General features: G+C 72.8%; 23 protein-coding genes. 16 read left to right on the top strand and 7 right to left on the bottom strand.

Annotated features, from left to right (window positions below; all coding sequences use genetic code 11):
• The first annotated feature begins 12 nt into the window (after positions 1 to 12).
• The 13 genes from murC to ACZ6H8_RS06110 all read left to right on the top strand — a co-directional run bounded on the left by murC (position 13) and on the right by ACZ6H8_RS06110 (position 13,781).
• Positions 13 to 1,419, top strand: coding sequence for a UDP-N-acetylmuramate--L-alanine ligase (murC, locus tag ACZ6H8_RS06170; RefSeq protein ID WP_464145529.1), 1,407 nt, complete (start codon positions 13 to 15; stop codon positions 1,417 to 1,419).
• Positions 1,416 to 2,420, top strand: coding sequence for a cell division protein FtsQ/DivIB (locus ACZ6H8_RS06165; protein ID WP_464145527.1), 1,005 nt, complete (start codon positions 1,416 to 1,418; stop codon positions 2,418 to 2,420). The genes murC and ACZ6H8_RS06165 overlap by 4 nt, the downstream gene beginning before the upstream one ends.
• 164 nt (positions 2,421 to 2,584) lie before the next feature.
• A complete protein-coding gene (gene ftsZ, locus ACZ6H8_RS06160; protein WP_464145525.1) occupies positions 2,585 to 3,769 on the top strand; it encodes a cell division protein FtsZ in 1,185 nt (394 codons plus the stop codon).
• A gap of 10 nt (positions 3,770 to 3,779) precedes the next feature.
• Positions 3,780 to 4,451 carry a YggS family pyridoxal phosphate-dependent enzyme gene (locus tag ACZ6H8_RS06155; RefSeq protein WP_464145523.1) on the top strand — a complete coding sequence of 224 codons (672 nt, stop codon included), beginning with the start codon at positions 3,780 to 3,782 and terminating at the stop codon, positions 4,449 to 4,451.
• A 25-nt stretch (positions 4,452 to 4,476) separates the two neighbouring features.
• The gene (locus ACZ6H8_RS06150; protein WP_464145521.1) at positions 4,477 to 4,950 is read left to right on the top strand and encodes a cell division protein SepF; all 474 of its coding nucleotides are present in this window, start codon (positions 4,477 to 4,479) and stop codon (positions 4,948 to 4,950) included.
• A 1-nt stretch (position 4,951) separates the two neighbouring features.
• Positions 4,952 to 5,239 (top strand): YggT family protein, encoded by a 288-nt coding sequence (locus ACZ6H8_RS06145; RefSeq protein WP_464145519.1) that lies wholly within the window; start codon positions 4,952 to 4,954, stop codon positions 5,237 to 5,239.
• Positions 5,240 to 5,333: 94 nt separating this feature from the next.
• Positions 5,334 to 5,957 carry a DivIVA domain-containing protein gene (locus tag ACZ6H8_RS06140; RefSeq protein WP_464145517.1) on the top strand — a complete coding sequence of 208 codons (624 nt, stop codon included), beginning with the start codon at positions 5,334 to 5,336 and terminating at the stop codon, positions 5,955 to 5,957.
• A complete protein-coding gene (lspA, locus tag ACZ6H8_RS06135) occupies positions 5,958 to 6,509 on the top strand; it encodes a signal peptidase II (RefSeq protein WP_464145515.1) in 552 nt (183 codons plus the stop codon).
• Positions 6,509 to 7,426 carry an RluA family pseudouridine synthase gene (locus ACZ6H8_RS06130; RefSeq protein WP_464145513.1) on the top strand — a complete coding sequence of 306 codons (918 nt, stop codon included), beginning with the start codon at positions 6,509 to 6,511 and terminating at the stop codon, positions 7,424 to 7,426. The genes lspA and ACZ6H8_RS06130 overlap by 1 nt, the downstream gene beginning before the upstream one ends.
• A gap of 71 nt (positions 7,427 to 7,497) precedes the next feature.
• Complete coding sequence (gene dnaE, locus ACZ6H8_RS06125) at positions 7,498 to 10,998, top strand: DNA polymerase III subunit alpha (protein WP_464145511.1); 3,501 nt, start codon at positions 7,498 to 7,500, stop codon at positions 10,996 to 10,998.
• Positions 10,999 to 11,015: 17 nt separating this feature from the next.
• The gene (gene hisD / locus ACZ6H8_RS06120; RefSeq protein ID WP_464145509.1) at positions 11,016 to 12,299 is read left to right on the top strand and encodes a histidinol dehydrogenase; all 1,284 of its coding nucleotides are present in this window, start codon (positions 11,016 to 11,018) and stop codon (positions 12,297 to 12,299) included.
• 1 nt (position 12,300) lies between these two features.
• A complete protein-coding gene (gene nrdR / locus ACZ6H8_RS06115; RefSeq protein WP_464145507.1) occupies positions 12,301 to 12,759 on the top strand; it encodes a transcriptional regulator NrdR in 459 nt (152 codons plus the stop codon).
• 2 nt (positions 12,760 to 12,761) lie between these two features.
• A complete protein-coding gene (locus ACZ6H8_RS06110) occupies positions 12,762 to 13,781 on the top strand; it encodes a quinone-dependent dihydroorotate dehydrogenase (protein ID WP_464145615.1) in 1,020 nt (339 codons plus the stop codon).
• Here the strand turns inward: ACZ6H8_RS06110 and ACZ6H8_RS06105 are convergent.
• The 4 genes from ACZ6H8_RS06105 to ku all read right to left on the bottom strand — a co-directional run bounded on the left by ACZ6H8_RS06105 (position 13,778) and on the right by ku (position 18,328).
• Entirely contained in the window at positions 13,778 to 13,930 is a 153-nt protein-coding gene (locus tag ACZ6H8_RS06105) for a hypothetical protein (protein WP_464145505.1), read from the bottom strand. The genes ACZ6H8_RS06110 and ACZ6H8_RS06105 overlap by 4 nt on opposite strands.
• Positions 13,931 to 14,007: 77 nt before the next feature.
• Complete coding sequence (locus tag ACZ6H8_RS06100; RefSeq protein ID WP_464145503.1) at positions 14,008 to 14,955, bottom strand: methyltransferase family protein; 948 nt, start codon at positions 14,953 to 14,955, stop codon at positions 14,008 to 14,010.
• A gap of 163 nt (positions 14,956 to 15,118) precedes the next feature.
• Complete coding sequence (gene ligD, locus ACZ6H8_RS06095) at positions 15,119 to 17,470, bottom strand: non-homologous end-joining DNA ligase (protein WP_464145501.1); 2,352 nt, start codon at positions 17,468 to 17,470, stop codon at positions 15,119 to 15,121.
• A 9-nt stretch (positions 17,471 to 17,479) separates the two neighbouring features.
• The gene (gene ku / locus ACZ6H8_RS06090; RefSeq protein ID WP_464145499.1) at positions 17,480 to 18,328 is read right to left on the bottom strand and encodes a non-homologous end joining protein Ku; all 849 of its coding nucleotides are present in this window, start codon (positions 18,326 to 18,328) and stop codon (positions 17,480 to 17,482) included.
• Positions 18,329 to 18,541: 213 nt separating this feature from the next.
• On the opposite strand from ku, the gene ACZ6H8_RS06085 reads away from it, so the two are divergent.
• Both ACZ6H8_RS06085 and ACZ6H8_RS06080 read left to right on the top strand, forming a co-directional pair.
• Entirely contained in the window at positions 18,542 to 20,281 is a 1,740-nt protein-coding gene (locus ACZ6H8_RS06085) for a hypothetical protein (protein WP_464145497.1), read from the top strand.
• Between the two features lie 76 nt (positions 20,282 to 20,357).
• Positions 20,358 to 21,815: an MFS transporter gene (locus ACZ6H8_RS06080; protein WP_464145496.1), complete on the top strand. Its 1,458-nt coding sequence runs from the start codon at positions 20,358 to 20,360 to the stop codon at positions 21,813 to 21,815.
• Here ACZ6H8_RS06080 and ACZ6H8_RS06075 read toward each other — a convergent pair.
• From ACZ6H8_RS06075 to ACZ6H8_RS06065, 3 genes are all read right to left on the bottom strand, one after another.
• A complete protein-coding gene (locus tag ACZ6H8_RS06075; RefSeq protein ID WP_464145494.1) occupies positions 21,812 to 22,318 on the bottom strand; it encodes a DUF6328 family protein in 507 nt (168 codons plus the stop codon). The two genes, ACZ6H8_RS06080 and ACZ6H8_RS06075, sit on opposite strands and share 4 nt — an antisense overlap.
• Positions 22,319 to 22,373: 55 nt before the next feature.
• Complete coding sequence (locus ACZ6H8_RS06070) at positions 22,374 to 22,631, bottom strand: Rho termination factor N-terminal domain-containing protein (RefSeq protein WP_464145493.1); 258 nt, start codon at positions 22,629 to 22,631, stop codon at positions 22,374 to 22,376.
• A 108-nt stretch (positions 22,632 to 22,739) separates the two neighbouring features.
• Positions 22,740 to 23,654, bottom strand: a complete 915-nt coding sequence (locus ACZ6H8_RS06065) for a DMT family transporter (protein WP_464145491.1) — start codon at positions 23,652 to 23,654, stop codon at positions 22,740 to 22,742.
• 74 nt (positions 23,655 to 23,728) lie between these two features.
• Between ACZ6H8_RS06065 and ACZ6H8_RS06060 the strand changes: the two genes are divergently transcribed.
• Positions 23,729 to 24,243 (top strand): EI24 domain-containing protein (locus ACZ6H8_RS06060; protein ID WP_464145489.1); only part of this gene is annotated, 515 nt, incomplete at its 3' end.

Raw genomic sequence — 24,243 nt, 5'->3', positions numbered from 1 at the left:
CGAGGAGGCATCGTGATCGAGCCCGACCTGACCCAGCCCATCCCGGATGCGATCGAGCGCGTCCACATGATCGGCATCGGCGGCAGCGGCATGTCCGGCATCGCGCACATGCTGCTCGACGAGGGCGTCGCGGTGTCCGGCTCCGACCGCTCGGGGTCGGCGACCGTCGACGCGCTCGTCGCGCACGGCGCGGCCGTCGCGATCGGCCACGACGCCGCGAACCTGCCTGCCCACGTCGACGCGGTCGTCGTCACGAGCGCCCTGTGGCCGACGAACCCCGAGCTCGTCGCAGCGCAGGAGCGGGGCGTGCCCGTGCTGCACCGCTCGCAGGCGCTGCACCTGCTCGCCCGCGGCAAGCGCCTCGTCGCCGTCGCGGGTGCGCACGGCAAGACGACGTCGACGGGCATGCTCGTGTGGGCGCTGCATCGGCTCGATGCGGGCGCCGGCTACGTCAACGGCGGCACGATCGCAGGCCTCGGCGGCTCGAGCGGGCACGGCACCGGCGACCTGTTCGTGCTGGAGGCCGACGAGTCCGACGGCTCCTTCCTGCTCTACGACGTCGCCGTCGCGCTCGTGACGAACGTCGACACCGACCACCTCGACCACTACGGCACGCCCGAGGCGTTCGACGCGGCGTTCGCGCGCTTCGCCGACGCAGCGTCCGAGGCCGTCGTCATCTCGTCGGACGACGCAGGCGCCGCGCGTGTGCGCGCGCTGCTGCACCACGAGCGGGTCACGACGTTCGGCGAGGCTGCGGACGCGGACGTGCGCGTCGCCGACATCGCCACGGGCGCCGGCATCCGCTGCACGGTCGAGCACGCTGGCGAGCGCCACGAGATCGCGATGGACGTCGTCGGCAGGCACAACGCCATCAACGCGGCGGGCGCGTTCGCGTCGCTGCTGCAGCTCGGCATCGCCCCCGCGGACGCGGCGCGCGCGCTGTCGGGCTTCCGCGGCACGGGTCGACGCTTCGAGTCGCACGGCGAGCGACGCGGCGTGCGCGTGTTCGACGACTACGCCCACCACCCTGCCGAGGTCGAGGCTGCCCTGTCGGGGGCGCGCACCGTGCTGGGCGGGGGCAGGCTCATCGCCGTGCATCAGCCCCACCTGTACTCGCGCACGCGCGACATGGCAGGCGAGTTCGCGAGCGCCTACGAGCGCCTCGCCGACCACACGATCGTGCTCGACGTGTACGGCGCACGCGAGGACCCCATCCCTGGCGTCACGGGCGCGCTCGTCTCGGGCGCGTTCGACGATGCGGGCCGCGTCGACTTCCTGCCCGACTGGCAGGCGGCCGCCGACCGCGTCGGCGAGATCGCGCGCGAGGGCGACCTCGTGATGACGCTGTCGTGCGGCGACGTCTACCGCATCATCCCGCAGCTGCTCGCCTCGCTCGAGGCCACGGACGGCGACGGGTGAGGCGGCCGGAGGGGTTCGACGGACCCCCGCGGCCTCCGCGGCAGCCCGAGCGGCCTCCGGAGCCCGAGGAGCGTCCCGAGCCCGAGGTCGTCGAGGAGGCGGCTGCGCGCACGAGCGAGGTGGCGGATGCGCCGATCGTGGCGCAGGCGAAGGGCCGCAGGCGCAGCGAGTCGCACGCGAGCCGCACGGATCGGCTGCTGCGCGAGGCCGAGCTGCGGCAGCTGCGCATCGACCGCGCCGAGTCGAAGCGCGTGCAGGCAACGGCGCGGCAGGCGGATCGAGCACGGCGCCGTGCGGAGCGGTCGGAGGTGCGCAGGTTCACGGCGGGCTCGCGGCGACGGCTGCGCAGGGCGCTCGTCGTCGTCGGCGCGCTCGCGGGCGCGTTCGCGCTGCTCGTCGGCCTCGTGCACTCGCCGCTCATGGCGGTGCGCGAGATCGAGGTGCAGGGCACGCAGCGCGTCGACGCCGTCGCGATCCAGGCGGCGCTCGCCGGGCAGCTCGGCCAGCCGATCGCGACGGTGACCGATGCCGGGGTGCGCGACGACCTCGAGCGCTTCACGGGCCTCGAGTCGTTCGTCGTCGACGTCGTGCCGCCTGGCACGATCGTCGTGCGCGTCGTGGAGCGGCAGCCGGTCGTCGTCGCGTCGGTCGACGGGCAGGACGTCATGCTCGACCCCGCCGGCGTGCAGCTCGGCATGCCCGATGGCACGCAGCTGCCGAGGCTCGAGGACGTCGAGGTCGACTCCGACGCCTACCTCGCGATCGCCCAGTCGCTCGTGGCGATGCCGCAGTCGCTGCGCGACCAGGTGGCGACGATCACGGCGACGACGAGCGACGACGTCACGATGACGCTCGCGTCGGGGCAGCGCGTCGTGTGGGGGAGCGCGGAGGAGTCGGGGCTCAAGGCCGTCGTGCTCGAGACGCTCATCGCAGGATCCGATCCCGCGACGGCAGGCACGTTCGACGTGAGCGCGCCGATGCATCCCGTCGCGCGTCCCTGACCGACGCGACGCACCCGAGCGGATCCGCATCTCGGCATCCTCGCCGCGCGGCGTGTCTCGACCACGGCGTCGGCGCCCGGTCGTACCGTCGGAACCGACAACGAACGCTGAGGAAATCTCTAAACCTCTACCTGAGGTTGAAGGTTTCGACGAGGGGCCGGACCGTGACTTCGAACAACAACTACCTCGCCGTCATCAAGGTCGTCGGCGTCGGCGGCGGTGGCGTCAACGCCGTGAACCGCATGATCGACCTCGGCCTGCGAGGCGTCGAGTTCATCGCCATCAACACCGACGCGCAGGCGCTGCTGCTCAGCGACGCCGACGTCAAGCTCGACGTCGGCCGCGAGCTCACGAAGGGTCTCGGCGCTGGCGCGGATCCCGAGGTCGGCAGGCGCGCAGCCGAGGACCACGCCGAGGAGATCGAGGAGGCCCTCGCGGGCTCCGACATGGTCTTCGTCACGGCGGGCGAGGGCGGCGGCACCGGCACCGGTGGCGCACCCGTGGTCGCGCGCATCGCGAAGAGCCTCGGCGCCCTCACCGTCGGCGTCGTCACGAAGCCGTTCTCGTTCGAGGGCAAGCGCCGCCAGGCCCAGGCCGAGGCGGGCGTCGAGGCGCTGAAGAACGAGGTCGACACCCTCATCGTCGTGCCCAACGACCGTCTCCTCGAGATCTCCGACATGGGCATCTCGATGGTCGAGGCGTTCGAGACGGCCGACCAGGTGCTGCTCGCCGGCGTGCAGGGCATCACCGACCTCATCACGACGCCCGGCCTCATCAACGTCGACTTCGCCGACGTGAAGTCCGTCATGCAGGGCGCAGGCAGCGCCCTCATGGGCATCGGCTCGTCCCGCGGCGCCGACCGTGCCATCAAGGCGGCGGAGCTCGCGGTCGCGAGCCCGCTCCTCGAGGCGAAGATCGACGGCGCCCACGGCGTGCTGCTGTCGATCCAGGCGTCGTCGAACCTCGGCATCCACGAGACCTACGACGCGGCGAAGCTCGTGCAGGAGGCCGTGCACCCCGAGGCGAACATCATCTTCGGCACCGTCATCGACGACACGCTCGGCGACGAGGTGCGCGTCACCGTCATCGCCGCGGGCTTCGACGGCGGCGTGCCGATGGTGAAGAACGACGACTCCGTGCTGCGCACGACGCCCGCTCGCGACATGGGCGTGGGCGCTGGCGCAGCGGCGGTCGCGACGACGGGTGCCGAGGCGTCCGAGTCGCCGACGCCTGGACGCCACGTCGGGCCCACCCCCGAGGTGCCCGAGCACCTCACGGGCCCCGTGCAGCCGCTGTCCGACAGCGACGAGGACGAGGACGAGTTCCTGCCCGACTTCCTGCGGCAGTGACCGCCTGCGGATGACCACCGCATCGCAGCGGCTCGCAGCCATCCGCGACGAGATCGCGTCGGCGCCAGGTGGCGCCGACGCGACGCTCGTCGTCGTCACGAAGTTCCACCCCGCATCCCTCGTCGCCGAGCTCGCAGCAGCCGGCCAGCGCGACATGGGGGAGTCCCGCCACCCCGAGGCGCGCGACAAGGCCGCAGGGCTCGCACCCCTGGACCTGACGTGGCACTACGTCGGCCAGCTGCAGCGCAAGAAGGCCAGGCAGGTGGCGCGGTACGCCGACGTGCTGCACTCCATCGACCAGCCCGCGATCGTCGATGCCCTCGAGGGCGGCGAGCCGGGCGACGAGCTGCCCGTGCGCGACGCGTTCGTGCAGGTCAACCTCACGGACGATCCCGGGCGCGGCGGCGTGGCGGCAGGCGACCTCGAGGCGCTCGTCGAGCGCGTCGAGGCCTCGCAGGCCCTGCGACTGCTCGGCGTCATGGCCATCGCGCCGCTCGACGAGGAGCCCGCATCGGCATTCGCGCGCCTCGCGGCGCACGCCGAGCGCGTCCGCGCCATCGCGCCCGACGCGCGGTGGATGTCGGCAGGCATGTCGGGCGACTGGCGCATCGCGCTCGAGCACGGCGCGACACACCTGCGGATCGGCACCGCAATCACGGGAGAACGTCCATCCAGTCCGTAGCCTGGATGCAGATCGGGAGGATCGCATGAGCAACGCATTGAAGAAGGCGGCCGTCTACTTCGGCTTCGCCGAGGAGGACGAGCTGACCCAGGAGTCGCCCGCCGTGCGCAACGCCGAGTCGGAGCAGCGCGACGAGCGTTCCGAGCGCCGCTCGGAGCGTCCGCAGCAGGAGTCGAAGCCGCGCGCCGTCGCGCCGCTGCGACCCGCGAGCCAGCAGGTTGGTGCCATGCACGAGATCCTCACGGTCCACCCTCGCCAGTACAAGGACGCGCAGGAGATCGCCGGCGCGTTCCGTGACGGCACGCCCGTCATCATCAACCTCTCGCAGATGACCGACGGCGACGCTCGTCGGCTCATCGACTTCTCGGCGGGCCTCACGCAGGGCCTGCAGGGCCGCATCGAGCGCGTCACGACGAAGGTCTACCTCCTGACGCCTGAGCACATCGCGGTCGCGGGTGGGCGCATGGAGGTCGGCGAGACCGACACCTTCGCGCACTGACGTGCAGTGGGTGGCCCTCGCCGTCTGGTTGGCGGCGAACGTGTTCTTCTACGTGCTCTGGTCGCGCGTGATCCTCGACGTCGTGACGCAGATGCGGCGCGACTGGAAGCCGAAGGGCCTCTGGCTCGCGCTGTCGGTCGCGATCCTCAGCATCACCGACCCGCCGCTGCGGCTCGTGCGGCGGTTCGTGAAGCCGCTCCGCGTCGGCGGCGCCGCCATCGACCTGTCGACGATGATCCTCATGGCGCTGACGCTCGTCGTCGTCGTCATCTCGGGCTCGCTGGCCTGAGCCGACCTCCCCGGGCCGGTAGGCTGGCCCGCGATCGTTCCCCCGGAGCCGCGCACTACAGTGGACTCCGATCCACCCGAGGAAAGGCTGCACGATGGCACTGACGCCGGACGACATCGTCAACAGGACGTTCGAGACCACGCGGTTCCGCGACGGCTACGACCAGGACGAGGTCGACAACTTCCTCGACGAGATCGTCGCGGAGCTCCGAGCCGTCATCGCGGAGAAGGACCGCCTGGAGGCGCGCGTCGCCGAGCTCGAGTCCGGCGCTCCTGCTGCACCGGCGTCGTCGGCCCCCGAGTCCGAGGCCACGCAGGAGCCCGAGCCCGCCGTCGAGGCACCCGCAGCGCCCGCGAAGCCCGACGCCGACGCGGCAGCCGTGTCGCCCGAGGGTCTCCTCGCACTGGCGCAGCGCGTGCACGACGAGCACGTCGCAGAGGGGCAGCGCCGCAAGGACGAGCTCGTCGCCGAGGCCGAGAGCCAGGCCGCCGAGGTCGAGGCGCAGGCCGCGAAGCGCAAGACGGAGCTCGAGCGGGACTTCGAGAAGACGAAGGCCGACCGCGAGAAGGTCAAGGCCGAGCTCGAGACGAAGATCGACGAGCTGCAGACGTTCGAGCGCGACTACCGCCTCAAGCTGCGCGGCTACATCGAGAGCCAGCTGCGCGACCTCGACCGCACGGCGTTCGCGTTCGGCGGCTCCGCACCCACGCCGCAGTAGGTGGCGGCCGCGCACGGCGTCGCCTGGCGCCTCATCGGCCTGCTCGCCGGCATCGTCGTCGTCGTCTGGGGTCTCGACCTCCTCGTGAAGGAGTGGGTCCTCGCGACGCTTCCCGAGGGCCAGCGGGTCGAGGTCGTCGGCGAGCTGCTGCAGTGGCACTTCGTGCGCAACCCGGGCGCGGCGTTCTCGCTCGCAGCGGGGACGACGTGGATCTTCACGATCATCTCGAGCGTCGTGGCGATCGTCATCGTCGTGCAGGCGCGCCGTGTGCGATCGCTCGCGTGGGCGATCGTGCTCGGCGCGCTGCTCGGCGGCGTCCTCGGCAACCTCACCGACCGCTTCATCCGCGAGCCCGGCGGGCTCCAGGGCCACGTGATCGACTTCATCCAGGTGTGGGGCTTCCCGGCCATCTTCAACATCGCCGACATGTTCGTGGTGTGCGCGATGGGCGCGTTCATCGTGCTCGTGCTGCGCGGCGTCGGCCTCGACGGCGTGCGTCGCACCGACGAGCCGACGCCGCAGCAGGCGCCGTCGACGACCGCAGAGGACTGATGGAGGAGCGCTCCCTCATCGTGCCGCCCGGCCTCGACGGGCTGCGGGCCGACGCGGGCATCGCCCGCGTGCTCGGGCTCTCGCGCACCGCCGTCGCCGACGCGATCGAGGCGGGCGGCGCCCTGCAGGACGGTCGCGTGCTCGGCAAGTCCGACCGGCTGCGGGGCGAGGCGTGGCTCGAGGTGCGCTGGGAGGCCAGGCGCGAGCCGACGATCGAGCCGATCCCCGTGCCGGACCTCGGGATCGTGCACGACGACGACGACCTCGTCGTCGTCGACAAGCCTGCTGGCGTCGCCGCGCATCCGTCGATGGGATGGACGGGGCCGACGGTCGTCGGCGCGCTCGCTGCCGCCGGCTACCGCATCTCGACCTCGGGCGCCTCCGAGCGCCAGGGCGTCGTGCACCGGCTCGACGCCGGCACGAGCGGCCTCATGGTCGTCGCCAAGAGCGAGCGCGCCTACGCCTCGCTCAAGGCGCAGTTCCACGACCGCGAGGTCGAGAAGGTCTACCACGCTGCCGTGCAGGGACGCCCGGATCCGCTGCGGGGCACGATCGACGCCCCCATCGGCAGGCATCCTGGGCACGAGTGGCGGTTCGCGGTCGTCTCGAGCGGCAAGCACGCCGTGACGCACTACGAGACGCTCGAGGCGTTCCGCGACGGCAGCCTCGTCGAGGTGCACCTCGAGACCGGCCGCACGCATCAGATCCGCGTGCACATGGCCGCGCAGCGGCACCCGTGCCTCGGCGACGGCATGTACGGCGCCGACCCCACGCTGTCTGCTCGGCTCGGCCTCGGGCGGCAGTGGCTGCACGCGGTGCGGCTCGGCTTCACGCACCCTGGCACCGGCGAGTGGCTCGAGACCGCGAGCGAGCCGCCCGCCGATCTGCGCCACGCCCTCGAGGTGCTCGAGGGCTGAGGCATCGCAGGCGAGCCCGACGCGCGTCGGGATCGTGTCGTGTCGGTGCGCGCTCGTACGATGGAGGCCACATGAGCGAGCAGTTCGCGCACCTCCACGTGCACACCGAGTACTCCATGCTCGACGGCGCGGCCCACGTCGGGCCGCTCGTCGAGGCAGCGGTCGAGCAGGGCATGCCCGCGATCGCGATGACCGACCACGGCAACGTGTTCGGCGCGTTCGACTTCTGGAGCAAGGCCACCGCCGCGGGCATCAAGCCCATCATCGGCATGGAGGCGTACGTCACGCCTGGCACGCATCGCAGCGACCGCTCGCGCGTGCGCTGGGGCGACGACGCCGGCGGCGACGACGTCTCCGGTGGCGGCTCGTACACGCACATGACGCTGCTCGCCGAGACGACCGCGGGCATGCACAACCTGTTCCGCATGGCCTCGCGCGCGTCGATGGAGGGCTTCTACCGCAAGCCGCGCCTCGACCGCGAGCTGCTCGCCGAGTACGCGGACGGCATCATCGCGACGACCGGCTGCGTCGGCGGCGAGGTGCAGACGCGACTGCGCCTCGGCCAGTACGACGAGGCGAAGCGGGCTGCCGGGGAGTTCCGCGACATCTTCGGCAAGGACAACTTCTTCGCCGAGGTCATGGATCACGGCATCGACGTCGAGCGCCGCACGATGGGCGACCTCCTTCGCCTGGCGAAGGAGCTCGACCTGCCGCTCGTGGCGACGAACGACCTCCACTACACGCACGCCTCCGACGCCACGGCGCACTCGGCGCTGCTGTGCGTGCAGTCGGGCACGACGCTGCACGACCCGAAGCGGTTCAAGTTCGACGGCGAGGGGTACTACCTCAAGTCGGCCGCCGAGATGCGGCACATCTTCCGCGACAACCCCGAGGCGTGCGACAACACGCTGCTCATCGCCGAGCGCAGCGACGTGCGCTTCGACACGAGCGCCAACTACATGCCGCGCTTCCCCGTCCCCGACGGGCACACGGAGGAGTCCTGGTTCCGCGCCGAGGTCGCGGCCGGCCTCGCGCGACGCTATCCCGACGGGGTGAGCGAGCAGGTGCAGGCGCGTGCCGACTACGAGATGGGCGTCATCGCCCAGATGGGCTTCCCCGGCTACTTCCTCGTCGTCGCCGACTTCATCAACTGGGCGAAGGAGAACGGCATCCGGGTCGGCCCGGGTCGCGGCTCCGGCGCGGGCTCCATGGCCGCGTACGCGCTGCGCATCACCGACCTCGACCCCATCGCGCACGGCCTCCTCTTCGAGCGCTTCCTCAACCCCGACCGCGTCTCGATGCCCGACTTCGACGTCGACTTCGACGATCGTCGGCGCTCCGAGGTCATCCGCTACGTCACCGAGAAGTACGGCTCGGAGCGCGTCGCGCAGATCGTCACGTACGGCACCATCAAGTCGAAGCAGGCGCTCAAGGACGCCACGCGCGTGCTCGGCCAGCCCTTCGGCCTCGGCGAGCGACTCACGAAGGCGATGCCCGCGCCGATCATGGCGAAGGACATCCCGCTGTCGGGCATCACCGACCCCGCGCACGAACGGTACAAGGAGGCGGCCGACTTCCGCGCGATCCTCGACGCCGACCCCGATGCGCGCACCGTGTACGACACCGCGCTCGGCATCGAGAACCTCAAGCGCCAGTGGGGCGTGCACGCCGCCGGCGTCATCATGTCGTCCGACCCGCTGCTCGACATCATCCCCGTGATGAAGCGCGAGCAGGACGGCGCGATCATCACGCAGTTCGACTACCCCACGTGCGAGGCGCTCGGCCTCATCAAGATGGACTTCCTGGGGTTGCGCAACCTCACGATCATCTCCGACGCGCTCGACAACATCACCGCCAACCGCGGCGAGACGCTCGACCTCGAGACGCTCGCGCTCGACGACCAGGGCGCGTACGACCTGCTGACCCGCGGCGACTCGCTCGGCGTCTTCCAGCTCGACGGCGGGCCCCTGCGCTCGCTCATGCGCCTCATGCGACCCGACTCGTTCGAGGACATCTCGGCCCTCATCGCGCTGTACCGGCCCGGCCCCATGGGCGCGAACTCGCACACGAACTACGCGCTGCGCAAGAACGGCCAGCAGGCGATCACGCCCATCCACCCCGAGCTCGAGGAGCCGCTCGCCGAGATCCTGGAGGAGTCGTACGGGCTCATCATCTACCAGGAGCAGGTGATGGCGATCGCGCAGAAGGTCGCGGGCTTCACGCTCGGCGAGGCCGACATCCTGCGCCGCGCGATGGGCAAGAAGAAGAAGTCCGAGCTCGACAAGCAGTTCGCAGGCTTCTCGCAGGGCATGCTCGACCGCGGCTTCACGATGCCCGCCGTCGAGAAGCTGTGGGAGATCCTGCTGCCGTTCTCCGACTACGCCTTCAACAAGGCGCACTCGGCCGCCTACGGCGTCATCTCGTACTGGACCGCGTACCTCAAGGCGCACTACGCCCCGGAGTACATGGCCGCGCTGCTGACGAGCGTCGGCGACTCGAAGGACAAGATGGCGCTCTACCTCTCGGAGTGCCGCCGCATGGGCATCACGGTGCTGCCGCCGGACGTCAACGAGTCGTCGCTGCGCTTCACCGCCGTCGACGACGACATCCGCTTCGGGCTCGGCGCCGTGCGCAACGTGGGCGCGAACGTCGTCGACGCGATCGTCGGGGCGCGCTCGCCGGAGCCGTACGCGTCGTTCCACGACTACCTGCAGAAGGTGCCGGTCGCCGCCGCGAACAAGCGCACCGTCGAGTCGCTCATCAAGGCGGGCGCGTTCGACACCATGGGACCCACGCGGCGTGCGCTGCTCGAGATCCACGAGGGCGCCGTCGACCAGGCCGTCACCGACAAGAAGCGCGAGGAGTTCGGCGCCGTCGGCTTCGACTTCGACAGCCTGTGGGACGAGCCGGAGCACCAGCAGAAGGTGCCCGACCGGCCCGAGTGGGCCAAGCGCGACAAGCTCGCGTTCGAGCGCGAGATGCTCGGCCTGTACGTCTCCGACCATCCGCTCGCCGGCCTCGACCTCGAGCTCGCGAAGCATGCGAGCCATCAGGTGCAGACGCTCGCCGACGACTGCGAGGACGGCGACACCGTCACGATCGCGGGCCTCATCACGACGGCGCAGCACCGCGTCGCCAGGCAGTCGGGCAACCCGTACGGCATCCTCACGATCGAGGACTTCGGCGGCGAGGTCGACGTCATGGTGCTCGGCAAGACGTACACGGCGTTCCAGGGCGACATGCAGGCCGATCGGATCGCCGTCGTCAAGGGGCGCTTCCGCACGCGCGACGAGGGGTTCACGCTGCACGCGAACCATCTCGAGTTCCCCGACCTCATGCCCGTCGACGAGACGAAGCCGCTCGAGCTGCGCCTCATGGAACGGCGCGCGACGATCGCCATGACACGCGACCTCCGCGCCGTGCTCGAGCGCCACGCGGGCCCCACCGACGTTCGTCTGCGACTCGAGCGGCCGGGCACGGCACGCGTGTTCCGCCTGCAGCATCAGGTGCAGATCTCCTCTGCGCTGTTCGGCGAGCTGAAGAGCGTGCTGGGACCGTCGGCGCTCGCCTGACGCAATACCCTGGGAGCATGCTGCGACGACTCGATCTGTCCGCGCGCGCCGACGTCCCCGAGCTGCCGCGCGCCGCGAACGACGTCGACCGCGTGCTCGATGCGGCACGCGAGCTCGTGGAGGCCGTGCGGGCCGACGGCGCCGAGGCGCTCGTCGCGCAGGCCGTGCGGTTCGACCGCGTGCGTCCGCCGGCGCTGCGCGTGCCCGCCGACGCGCTGCAGGCCGCGCTCGCAGGGCTCGACCCCGTCGTGCGGCAGGCGCTCGAGACGGCGATCGGCCGCGTGCGGCTCGCGACCGCCGCGCAGGTCCCCGCAGGGGCGACGACGACGCTCGGCGCGGGCGCCGTCGTCGAGCAGCGATGGGTGCCGGTGGCGCGTGCCGGGGTGTACGTGCCCGGCGGCAAGGCCGTCTACCCCTCGAGCGTCGTCATGAACGTCGTCGCCGCGCAGGTCGCCGGCGTCGAGCGCATCGTCGTCGCGTCGCCCGCGCAGGCCGAGCACGGCGGGCTGCCGCATCCGACGATCCTCGCCGCCGCCGCGCTGCTGGGCATCGACGAGGTGCTCGTCGCCGGCGGCGCGGGCGCCATCGGAGCGCTCGCGTACGGCGTGCCCGACGTCGTCGAGGCCGTCGACGTGGTCACGGGGCCCGGCAACGTGTTCGTCGCCGCGGCGAAGCGCGTCGTCGGCGGACACGTCCGCGTCGACGCCGAGGCGGGTCCGACGGAGATCCTCGTCATCGCCGACGCGAGCGCCGACCCCGACCTCGTCGCCGCCGACCTCGTGAGCCAGGCGGAGCACGACGAGCTCGCCGCGGCGGTGCTCGTGACGGACTCCGTCGAGCTCGCCGACGCGGTCGACGCCGCTCTCGCCGTGCGCGTCGCTGCCACGCCGCACGCCGAGCGCGTGCGCGCGTCGCTCGGCGCCGAGCAGTCGGTCACCATCCTCGTCGCCGACCTCGACCACGCGATCGCCGTGTCCGACGCGTACGCGCCAGAGCACCTCGAGATCGTGACGGCCGACGACGACGCCGTCGTCGCCCGCATCCGCAACGCGGGCGCCATCTTCGTCGGCGCCGCGACGCCCGTGAGCCTCGGCGACTACGCCGCAGGGTCGAACCACGTGCTGCCGACGGGCGGCCAGGCGGCACGCGTGTCGGGGCTGGGGGCTGCGACGTTCCTCCGATCGCAGCAGGTGGTGCGCTACGACCTCGCGGGCCTTCGCGAGGTCGCGGGCGCCGTCGTGGCGCTCGCCGAGAGCGAGGACCTCCCCGCGCACGCCGAGGCGATCCGCGCGAGGCTCTGACATGCACTGCCCCTTCTGCCGCCACCCGGACTCGCGCGTCGTCGACACGCGGTCGTCGGACGACGGCCTCACGATCCGCCGCCGCAGGCAGTGCCCCCGATGCGAGCGCCGCTTCACGACGACGGAGTCGGCGAGCCTCCTCGTCGTCAAGCGCTCCGGCGTCGTCGAGCCGTTCAGCCGCGACAAGGTCATCGAGGGCGTGCGCAAGGCGTGCCAGGGGCGTCCGGTGACGGATGCCGACCTCGCGACCGTCGCGCAGAGCGTCGAGGAGACGATCCGTGCGACGGGCGTCAGCCAGATCGACGCGAACGACATCGGCCTCGCCGTCCTGCCGCCGCTGCGCGAGCTCGACGAGGTCGCCTACCTCCGCTTCGCGAGCGTGTACCAGGCGTTCGAGTCGCTCGAGGACTTCGAGACGGCGATCGGCCAGCTGCGCCGGGACCATGAGGGAGTCGCATGAGGATGTACGCGCCGCTGTTCGAGCATGTGCTGCGTCGCCTCGACGCCGAGCGGGCGCACCACATGGGCGCGACGGTCGTGCGCGCGGCAGGCGCGGTGCGCCCCGGGGTGCGTGCCGATCCTCGGCTGCGGGTACGGGCCCTCGGACGCGAGTTCCCGACGCCGTTCGGCCTCGCGGCGGGCTTCGACAAGGATGCGTCGATGATCGCGGGGCTCGGGGCCCTCGGCTTCGGGCACGTCGAGGTCGGCACGCTCACGGCGATCCCGCAGCCCGGCAACGATCGCCCGCGACTGTTCCGGCTCGTGGCCGATCGTGCGCTCGTGAACCGCATGGGGTTCAACAACGCAGGAGCGGCGGCAGCGGCGCGCCGCATCCGTGCCGCGCGCGCTGCGCGGTCGCGACCGGTGATCGGCGTGAACATCGGCAAGAGCCGCGTGGTCGACGTCGACGATGCGGTCGGCGACTACCTCGCCTCGACGCGGCTGCTCGCGCCCGTCGCCGACTACCTCGCCGTCAACGTGTCGTCGCCGAACACGCCGGGACTCCGCGGCCTGCAGGACGAGGAGCGGCTCGCACCGCTGCTCATCGCCGTGCGCGATGCGGCCGGCTCGACGCCCGTGCTCGTGAAGATCGCGCCCGACCTCGACGACGCCGCCGTCGAGGGCGTCGCGTCGCTCGTGCAGCGGCTGGGTCTCGCGGGCGTCATCGCGACGAACACGACCATCGACCGCGGGGGACTGCGGTCGGATGCGGCGATCGTCGAGCAGGCGGGCGCTGGCGGGCTCTCCGGGGCGCCGCTCGCCGACCGGTCGATGCAGGTGCTGCGCATCCTCCGCCGGACGTTGGCCGATGACGTCTGCGTCATCTCCGTCGGCGGCGTCACGACGGCCGCCGACGTCGCCGAGCGGCTCGCGGCGGGCGCCACGCTCGTGCAGGGCTACTCGGCGTTCGTGTACGAAGGCCCGGGGTGGGCGGCGCGCATCAACCGCGAGCTGCCCGCGCTCCTGGCGGCGCGCGCCTAGAGGCCCGACTCCTCGTCGACGTGCGACTCGGGTGCCGGTCGCTCGTGCGTGACCGGATCGTCGTGGATCCACTCGGTGTCGGGCAGCGGCGCCGCATGCTGCTCGCCCTGCACCAGGCGACCGAACTCGTCGACGGACTTCTCAACCATGAGGGGCCTCTTTCCTTGACCTCGGACGCTACGCCCGCCGCTGCCGCAGCGGAAGGGGCTGGTGCGATGCGCGGGCGTCAGCGACGGGCGTCGGGTTGCGGCGGCCTCGGCAGCCAGCACCGCACGCGGTCGCGGTAGCGCGCGTAGTCGTCGCCGAAGCGGGCGAGCAGGTCGCCCTCCTCCGCAGGTCGCACGACCTGGTTCCAGACGACGGATCCTGCAGCGGCCCAGACGACGACCATCCAGGAGCCGATGGCGAGGCCGACGGCGATGCCCTGCGCGATGCCGGCGACGGCCATGGGGTTGCGCACCCACCGGTACGGGCCGGTGACGACGAGCCTGCGCGGCATGGCCGACGGCAGCGGCGTGCCCTCGCCGACGACCGCGAGCGCACGAGCCGATGCGATGCCGAGGACGCTCGCGGCGACGAGCAGCACGATCCCGAGGGCCTGCACGATCGGTGGCGGTTCGAGGCGCAGCTGCCATCGGGCCTCGACGAGCGCGATGACCGCCGGTGCGACGACGAGGAACCCGCCCCAGAACACGACGACCTGCCGTGCGGTGCGGGCGACGTGCGTGCGCGCCGCTGCGACGGGTGCGAGGGCGAAGGCGAAGGGGCCGCGCGTGACGAGCTCGCCCGGCACGTGTCCCAGCAGCAGGAGCAGCGCGGCGGCGACGCTCGCTGCCGCAGCGGCGAGCATGAGCACGGCGCCGACGCCCGCGAGCTGCGTCACGGTGGCGTAGCCGGCCATGCCGACCGCGACGAGGCACGTCCACGCGGTGGCCAGCCACGCCGCCCAGCGGATGCCGGCGGCGGCGAGCGCCGAGCCGGCGACGAACAGCGGGATGTCGAAGGCCGCGACGGCGGCGGCGGGCAGATCGCCGAGCGTCGCCTGCCGCACGCCGGGCACCACCGCGACGCCGACCCACCACGCTGCGCCTGCGGCTGCCTGGATGCCGAAGTACGCACGCCCGAGCGAACGCGCGCCAGGCATCGGCACGGGGTCTGCCGGACCGTCGCTCATGCCAGCGAGCGTATCGACGCGGCGCACGGTCGTGCCCCTCCGCTGGGTCGTGCTCCCGTCGCTGCGCTCCCTTCGAGGCTCGCTGCGCTCGCACCTCACGGAGCGGTGCTGGTGGGCCGCCGGAGCGGGGCTGGCGCGTCGCCGCAGGCTGCAGCCAGCGATCTCAGCGCGGCGGGAGCGGCTCGAGGTCGTCGAGCGACTTGTCGGCGCGCAGTCCACGCCAGACCGGCTGGCGGAACGCGCCCGACTCCGTCACCGACGTGAAGCGCACCTCGCCGACCGCCGCGCGCATCCACGTCATGGCACGCGCGACGTCGGCGGGCACCCCCTCGACGGCGCGCGATGCGCGCGTCAGGTCGGGCAGCCGCTCGCGGATCGCAGCACGGTCGCGGGCGGAGAAGCCGGTGCCCACCCTGCCCGCGTACTGCAGCGCTCCGGCGTCCGAGGGCGCTGCGAGCACGAGCGAGCCGAACGTGCGCCCGAGCGCCCCCTCGCCCGGCAGCCAGCCGACGACCGCGACCTCGTGCGTGCGCACGTGCACGACCTTGCGCCAGTCGTCGCTGCGCGCACCCGGCTGGTACGTGCTCGCGAGCCGCTTCGCGACGAGACCCTCCATGCCGAGCCGCTGCGACGCCTCGACGATCGCCGACGTCCGACCGACGAGCTGCTCGGTGATCGCGACCCGATCGGAGGGCACGACGACGCGCTCGAGCTCCTCGCGTCGCTGCGACAGCGGCAGGCGCAGCAGCGACCTCCCGTCGACCTCGACGACGTCGAACAGCACGAGCGACACCGGCTCGCCGCGATCCACGGCGCGTCCCCGTGCGCGGCGGTCGCTGAGACGGCCCTGCAGCGACGAGAACTCGCCGCCGCCCGCGCCCGCGACGAGCTCGCCATCGAGGACGGCGCGCTCCGCCGTCACCGCCTGTCGGATCGGGGCGAGCAGCTCGGAGAAGCCATCGGTGAGCGACTGCCCGCTGCGCGAGCGCAGCCGCACGTCGTCGCCGTCGACGACGACGAGGGCGCGCCAGCCATCCCACTTCGGCTCGAACACCCAACCCTCGCCCACGTCGGCGAGCGTGTGCGTGGAGGCGAGCATGGGGGAGAGGGTGCGCGGCACGGCGGCGCCGCGTGAGCGCTGCGTGCGCTCGCCGCTCGCGCTCGGCAGCCGCATGCGGTGGCACAGCCACTGGTCGCCGTCGGTCTGCACGAGCGCGATGCGCACGGGGCCGCCACCGAGGCCGCCGTCCGAGCGGCCGTGCAAGGTGACGGCCTTGAGCGACGGATCCCAATCCTTGACCGTGTACTCGCCCGCGTCCCAGATGCGGATCTCGCCTGCGCCGTACTCGCCCTTCGGGATGACGCCCTCGAACCTGCCGTACTCGAGCGGGTGGTCCTCGGTGCGCACCGCGAGCCTGTCCTTGGCCCCGGAGGTGGGGATGCCCTTCGGGATCGCCCACGACATGAGCACGCCGTCGTGCTCGAGCCTGAGATCCCAGTGCAGGCTCGACGCGTGGTGCTCGTGGATGACGAACGACCGCCCGTAGGTCGGCTGCGGCGCCTCGTCGGGGATCGGCTCGGGCGTCTTGGCCGCGGAGCGCTTCTGCCGGTACACCGCGAGGCGGTCGACCATGGGAGGGGGTGCCAGCGGTGCGAGCAGGTCGCCGTCACGTGCGACGCGCGCGAGCACCTCCTCGAACGTGAGCTGCGCGAGGTCATCGGACTCGATCTCGTGCCACGTGCGCGGCGCGGCGACGGTCGGCGTGGGTCTGCCGCGCAGCGAGTACGGAGCGACGGTGGTCTTCGCTCCCGAGTTCTGGCTCCAGTCGACGAGCACCTTGCCGACGCGGCTCGCCGTGCGCTGCGACGACACGACGAGCTGCGGATGCAGCTCCTCGAGCGAGACGGCGATGGCCTTCGCGAGCGCCGACGCCTTCGTCGCATCCAGTCCGTCGATGCGGGCGTAGAGGTGGATGCCCTTCGATCCGCTCGTGACCGGCAGGGGCCGCAGCCCCATGTCGCCGAGCAGGTCGCGGGCGAGCAGCGCCACCTCCTGGCATTCCGCGAGCCCCGCCCCCTCGCCCGGGTCGAGGTCGAGCACGAGCCGATCGGGGTCGCGCCTGGCGCCGTCGGGGCCGAACCGCCATTGCGGCACGTGCAGCTCGAGGGCAGCCATCTGCGCGAGCCATGCGAGCGTCGCGGCATCCTCGACGAGCGGGTAGTCCTTCGACCCCTCCTTGTGCTCGATGGGTCGGCGGGGGATCCACGATGGCGCACCCTGCTCGAGCGCCTTGACGAAGAACGTCTCGCCGGGGTCGTCGGCGGTGCCGACGCCGTGCACCCAGCGCTTGCGCGTGACGGGACGGTCGCGCACGTGCGGCAGCATGACGGGCGCGACCTCCTGCAGGTAGCGCATGACGTCGGCCTTCGTCGTGCCGGCGTCGGGGTAGAGCACCTTGTCGAGGTTGGTGACGCCCAGCATCCGACCGCCGACGCGGACGCTCTGGTCTGCCATGCGGTGCGCCTAGGCGGACTTCGAGCGCTTCGAGCCCGACGCGGCGCCCTTCGCGTCCTTCGACCCGCCCGAGCCCTTCGCGCCCTTGCGGCGTTCGACGGAGCGCTGCAGCGCCTCCATGAGGTCGAGCACCTCCGCCTCCTCGGCCTCCTCGCCGAACGTCGCTGCCGTGTCGATCGCGTCGCCCTGCTCGAGCCTCGCCTCGACGAGCTGCCGCAGCTGCACCTGGTAGTCGTCCTGGTACTCCTCGGGCGCGAAGTCGCCGGAGAGCTCCTGCACGATCGCCTTCGCGAGGTCGAGCTCCTTCGCCTGGATGCGCGGCTTCTCGTCGAGGCTCGCGAACTCGGCTGCGCGGATCTCGTCGTCCCACAGCATCGTCTGCACCATGAGCACGTCGTCGTGCACGCGCAGCACCGCGAGCCGCGAGCGCTGCCGGATGGAGATGCGCACGATCGCGGTGCGCGCGGTCTCGTCGAGCACGCGTCGCAGCAGCGTGTAGGCCTTGAGCGCGGTGCCGGTGGGCTCGAGGTAGTACGACTTCTCGAGTCGGATGGGGTCGACCTGCTTCGTCGGCACGAACTGCACGACCTCGATCTCGCGGCTGCGCTCGACGGGGAGCGACTGCAGGTCGTCGTCGCGCAGCACGACCGTCTTGCCGTCCTCCTCGTACGCCTTGTCGATGTGCTCGTACGCCACGACCTCGCCGCAGACCTCGCACTTGCGCTGGTACCGGATGCGCCCGCCATCCTCGTCGTGCACCTGATGCAGGCGCACGTCGTGCGTCTCGGTCGCCGAGTACAGCTTGACCGGGACGTTCACGAGCCCGAATGCGATCGAGCCCTTCCACATGGCGCGCATGGGACCATGCTGGCCCTCGCGGCAACCTTCGACAAGCCCTTGAGGTCGTTCGGGCTACCGTGGATGGTGGGTGCACGAGGAGGGGGGCCCGCGATGGCGGCGGCGCGACGCGAGGGCGATGGCCTTCGTGCGGCCGAGGGCCGTTGGTCGCGAACCTCCTCGCCGTCTGCGCGCGCAGAGGCCGTCGCGGCTCCGCCTCCGCTCGTCCCGACGGTGCAGGTCGCCGTCGAGGGCGTCGACGTCGCGGTGACGTCGATCGCGGTCGAGGGCTCGCCGAGCCCGACGGAGCTGCGCTCGTCGCTGGCGACGCTCGTGCTCGGGCACCAGGACCCCGAGGTGCACCGCGCACGCGCCGAGCTCGCCGCGGCGGTCGCTGCGGTGCGCACGCCGCTCGGCAGGATCGCGAGCATCGAGGCGTGGCTGCGCGTCGTCGCGCGCCGCCTCGGTCCGTGGGGGCCGGTCGCGGGCGTGGCGGCTGCGCTCGCAGCGGCGTTCGGCGTCGTCGGGGCGCCCGTCTGGCTCGCGACCCTCGGCCCGGCCGTCACGCGTGCCGAGCTCGCCGCGTGCGCGCTGCTCGCGGGCGTGTCGGCGCTGCTGCTCGTCGTGGCCGTGGTCGCGAGCGCACGGCTGGGGCGCGCTGCCGACGGCGAGCACCGCGCCGCGACGCGGATCGAGCTCGCGGGGATCGTCGCGGTGGCGACGCTCGTCGCCTGCGCGGTCGCGGGTCTCGTGCAGCGGGCGACGTGGCTCGAGGCGTGGTCCGTCGGCGTCGCGATCGGCCTCGCGATGCAGATGGTGGCGCTCGCGGCCGGCGCGTGCGCCCTCGTCGTCGGCTTCGCTCCGCATCGGCTCGGGGGAGCGGCGTCGACGCCGCCGCGTGGCGTCGTGCTCGCGACGCCGGCGCATCGCCTCGCCGGCCTCGCCGAGCGGTTCGCCGCGAGCGTCGCCGAGCTCGACGACGACGCGGCGCGGGCGCTCGGCGACGCGATCGACGAGGAGGCGGAGCGTCTCGTGGCGTCGGGGGCGCTCGCGCCCGAGTCGGCGGAGGCGATGCGCGACGTCGCTGCCAGGGATCTCGAGCTCGATGCGCACCTCGCCGCGAGGCTCGCGCTGCACCCGGGTGCCGCCGTCGTGCTGCGACGGCACGTGCCGCTCGTCGCGGTCGCGACGGTGCTCGACGGCGGCGTGCACCGCGGGCGGCTCGTGCGCCGCATCGTCGCTGCCGTGACCGGCAGGAGCTCGCGTCGCCGCGTGCCGTGGGAGGCGGGCATGCTCGTCGACCTCGTCGCGGCCGCGCGCGTGCCGATGCTGGTGCGCGACACGTGGGCGACGGTCGCGGCGGCGCACGCGCGCACCATCGCGCTCGTGCTCGCGGTCGCGGCGCTCGCCGTCTCGACGGTGCCGCTCGCGACGTGGCGCGACGCCGCGACGAACGTGGAGGTCGTCGTGCACCCCGTCGCTGCGGTGGGACTCATGCTGGTCGCCGTGCTGCTCGTCGCGGCCGCCGACGTCGCCGAGCGACTCGGCCGCGTGCGCTCGGCACCTGCCACGGGTGCGTGGGCGCTCGTCGTGGTCGTGGCGGCCGTCGAGGCGACCGTGATCCTCGCGGCGACGCCGTACTCGGCGTATCTCGTCGGCGCGCGTGCGCCGTGGGCGCTCGCGATCGTCGCGATCGGGGTCGTCGCAGCCGCGCCGCTCGCGGTCCGCCTCGCCGAGCGGATGCGCGGTCGCGTCCACGACGCCGTGCACTGGGGCTCGGTGCCGTGGCCGCTGCCGCGAGCCAGGGTCGCGGTGCTCGAGCGGCGACGCGCCGCCGCGATCGCGGCGGCATCCGCTGCGCACGTCGACGCGATCGTCGCGCGGCTGCGGCCGGCGCTCGCGCTCGCCGTCGACCTCGGCTCGCTCGATGCGCGCGTGCTCGACGACCTGCCTGCGCCGCACCGCTCGCGCTGACGCACGCCGACGCCCAGCCGGCACGCGGGAGGGCGTCGCAGGAATGCCGGGGACCGTGGCGGGGTTCGCCCTCACGATGAGCACCTCCAGCGCAGCGCCCACGGCCGTCGGCCTCCGCTCGGAGCGCGGCCCGCTCCTGCTGGCGATGATGCTCTCGACGGGGCTCGTCGCGATCGACGCGACGATCCTGTCGACGGCGGTGCCGACGATCGTCGACGACCTCGGCGGGTTCGCGTCGTTCCCGTGGCTGTTCTCGATCTACCTGCTCGCGTCGTCGGTGACGACGCCCATCTACGCGAAGCTCGCCGACACGATCGGGCGCAAGCCCGTCATGCTGTTCGGCATCGCCGCGTTCCTCGTGGGCTCGCTGCTGTGCGGGTTCGCGTGGGACATGCCCTCGCTCATCGCATCGCGCGCCGTGCAGGGCATCGGCGCTGGCGCGATCCTGCCGGTGGCGATGACGATCGTCGGCGACGTGTACACGCTGCAGGAGCGGGCGCGCGTGCAGGGCTACCTCGCGAGCGTGTGGGCGATCTCGGCGGTCGTCGGGCCGACGCTCGGCGGCATCTTCGCGCAGCTCGACGCATGGCGCTGGATCTTCCTCGTGAACGTGCCGCTGTGCATCGTCGCCGGCTGGCTCGTCGTCACCAGGTTCCAGGAGCGCGTGGAGCGCACGCGGCATCGTCTCGACTGGGCGGGTGCCCTGCTGCTGACGGTGTCGCTGTCGCTGCTGATCCTCGGGGTGCTCGAGGGCGGCAGGGCGTGGGCGTGGGCGTCGCCCACCTCGTTCGCGATCCTCGGCGCCGGCGCCGTGCTGCTCGTCGCATTCGTGCTCGTCGAGCGGCGCGCAGCCGAGCCGATCCTGCCTCCGCTGCTGCTCACGCGGCGGCTGCTGCGGGTCACGGCGCTCATGGGGCTCGCGATCGGCGGTGGGCTCATCGGCCTCACCGCCTACGTGCCGACGTACCTCGAGGGCTCGATCGGCCTCGCGCCGATCTGGGCGGGCCTCGCGCTCGCGACGCTCACGATCGGCTGGCCCATCGCAGCCTCCCTCTCCGGTCGCCTGTACCTGCGCATCGGGTTCCGAGCGACGACGATCATCGGGGGCGTGATCCTCGTGGTCGCCACGACGGCGCTCGCATCGCTCGCCGGCTTCCCGTCGCCGTTCCTCGTGGGTGCGCTGTGCCTGCTCGTGGGCCTCGGGTTCGGCTTCACGGCCGTGCCGAGCGTCGTGGCGGCGCAGGCGAGCGTCGACTGGGCGGAGCGGGGCGTCGTGACGGGCGCGCAGATGTTCGCCCGCTCGATCGGGCAGGCGATCGGCGCAGCCGTGCTGGGCGCGCTCGCCAACGCGACGGTGGATGCCGCCGGCGGCGACGCGACGGATCCCGCGACGATCGTCTCGGCGTCGCAGGTGGTGTTCGTCGGCACGGCCGTGCTCTCGGTGCTCGTGCTCGTCGCAGCGCTCACGATGCCCCGCGACCGCGCGGCATCCGCGACGCCAGCGGTGGCCACCGACGCGCAGGCTGCCGACTAGGGGACGTCGGCCGAGGAGGCGGGCGCCGACCGCGCACGGAGGCGCGCTCCCACCCCGAGCCCCCACATGCCGGCTGCGACGAGCGCGGCGACGCTCGCGGCCACGACGCCGGCGACGATGCCCGCGACGAACGCGAACACGAACGCCGCGACGCCGACGACGAGCACCGTGACGACGACGAGCGTCGCGAGCAGCAGCCGGTTGCCGAGCAGCACCGTCGCCTCCTTCACCTGCCTGCGGAACAGCAGACGGTGCACGGCGACCGGTGCGAGGCCGAGGAGCGTCGCGAGGCCGGCGAGTCCGACGAGCACGAGGTAGTGCACGACGAGGGTGGGCGCGAGCTCGTCGAACCGCGACTGGAACGCGACGGCGAGCAGGAATCCCGTGATGAGCTGCGTGCCCGTGAGCGCGACGCGCAGCTCCTGCAGGATGTCGTGCCAGTTGCGATCGAGGCGTTCGTTCGCGGACTCGTCGCGGCCATCGCCGAGCACGTCGTCGCTCATGCGCTCATCCTGCACGACGACGGGACCGCGGGCGAGGGGGCCTCCGGCCCGGGCGTCAGTGCTCGCGGATCCTGTCGACGAGCTGCTGCTTGCGCAGCCGCGAGCGCCCGGCGATGCCCAGCTCCTTCGCGCGCGCTCGCAGCTCGGGCACGGTGCGGTCCTCCAGGTCCTCGGCCTTCCCGCCGCGGCTGCCGACGGCCTTCCTGCCGTCGCGTGCTGCGGCGTTCGCGATGCGCGCGGCCTTCTCGGCGCTCGCGCCGTCGTCGCGCAGCTCGCGGTAGAGGCCCTCGTCCTTGATGGATGGGTTCGGCACGGTCGGCTCCTTCGCTCGGTGATCCCTCCCAGCGTGCCGTGGCGCGCTCGGGTGCGACGAGACCCTTGACGACGCCCTCGACGTCGTCGCGGCGGGCGGCGGACCGGCTCAGGCCGGCGGTCTCCCGCTGGCGAGGCGCGGCGCCCGCCTGCTCGGCAGGCTCACGAGCACGATGCCGAGCGCGACGGCGCCGAGTCCGACCCATGCCAGGCCCGAGAGGCGCTCGTGCACGACGACGACCGCGAGCAGCGTCGCCACGACGGGCTCGGCGAGCGCGAGCGTCGTGGCCGTCGACGCCGTCAGCGCCCGCAGCGCGAACCCGAACAGCAGGTACGACAGCGCCATGGGCACGAGCGCGAGGTAGGCGAGCGTCAGCACCCCGTGGCCGGAGGCGAGCGGGCCGGGGCCGAGCACGAGGAGCAGCGGCACCATGACGACGCTGCCGACGAGGAAGATCGCCGCCATCGATCCCTGCGACGTGCGCCCGCCGGCGATGAGCCGCGCACCCGCATGCGAGTAGAGGGCGTAGCCGACGCCGGCGGCGAGCCCCAGCGCGATGCCGAGGATGGGGTTCGAGCCCGTCGTCGACTCGCCGGATCCCACCGCGAGCAGCGCGACGCCCGCCGCGGCGACCCCCGTCGCCGATCCCCATCGCGCCGTCGGTCGTCGCCCATCGAGCACCCACTCGAGCAGCGCCGCGAAGATCGGTCCCGAGCCGAGCGCGAGCACGTTGCCGACCGCGACGCCCGCGAGGTCCATCGCCGGGTAGTACGCCGTCGGGTACAGCACCGCCCCCGCGCCTCCCGCGAGCAGCCACGGCCACGCCGAACGGTCGCGCAGCACACGCGCGACGGCCCGCCAGGCGAGCGCCGCGAGCACGACGCCGCCGAAGCCGAACGTGGCCAGGCCGATGAGCAGCGGCGACGAGCCGGCGGGCGCGAAGTGCGCGACCGTGCCCGTCGTGCCCCACAGCACGGCGGCCGCGAGCACCGCGACGGTGTGGATGGGTCGCGCGTCGCTCACGGATGCGAGCCTAGGTGGCCGGGCGCATGGCGATTCGCCGTGCGTCGCGCCACGGCATCGGGGAGGATGGGCGCGTGCGCCGCATCCGAGCCCTCCTGCACGGCATGACGATCCTCGCCGCCGGATTCCGCCTCGGCTGGCGGAGCCCGAGGCTCGCGATCCTCGGCATGGTGCCCCCGCTCGTCGTGGGCGCGCTGCTCGTCGTCGGGCTCGTGATCCTCGGCGTCAACGCTGCCGCGATCGTCGAGGGCCTCACGCCGTTCGCCGACGACTGGAGCGACCCCTGGCCGGGCGTGCTGCGCGTGCTGCTCGCGATCGCGCTCGTCGTCGGCGCCGCCGCCGTCGGGGTGCTGCTGTTCGCGGCCGTGACGCTGCTCGTCGGAGCACCGTTCTACGAGCGCATCTGGCGCGCGGCCGAGCGAGAGCTCGGCGGCATCGCCGACGAGGTGGAGCTGTCGGTGGGGCAGTCGATCGCGAAGGGCGTCGACGACGGCCTGCGCCTCGCGGGCGTCGCGGTGCTGACGGGCCTCGTCGTGTTCCTGCTCGGCCTCATCCCCGTCGTCGGCAGCGTCGTCGGCTGGGTCGGCGG

Source organism: Agrococcus sp. AC640b, from assembly GCF_979255995.1.
This window is presented reverse-complemented; position numbering and strand designations above follow the sequence as displayed.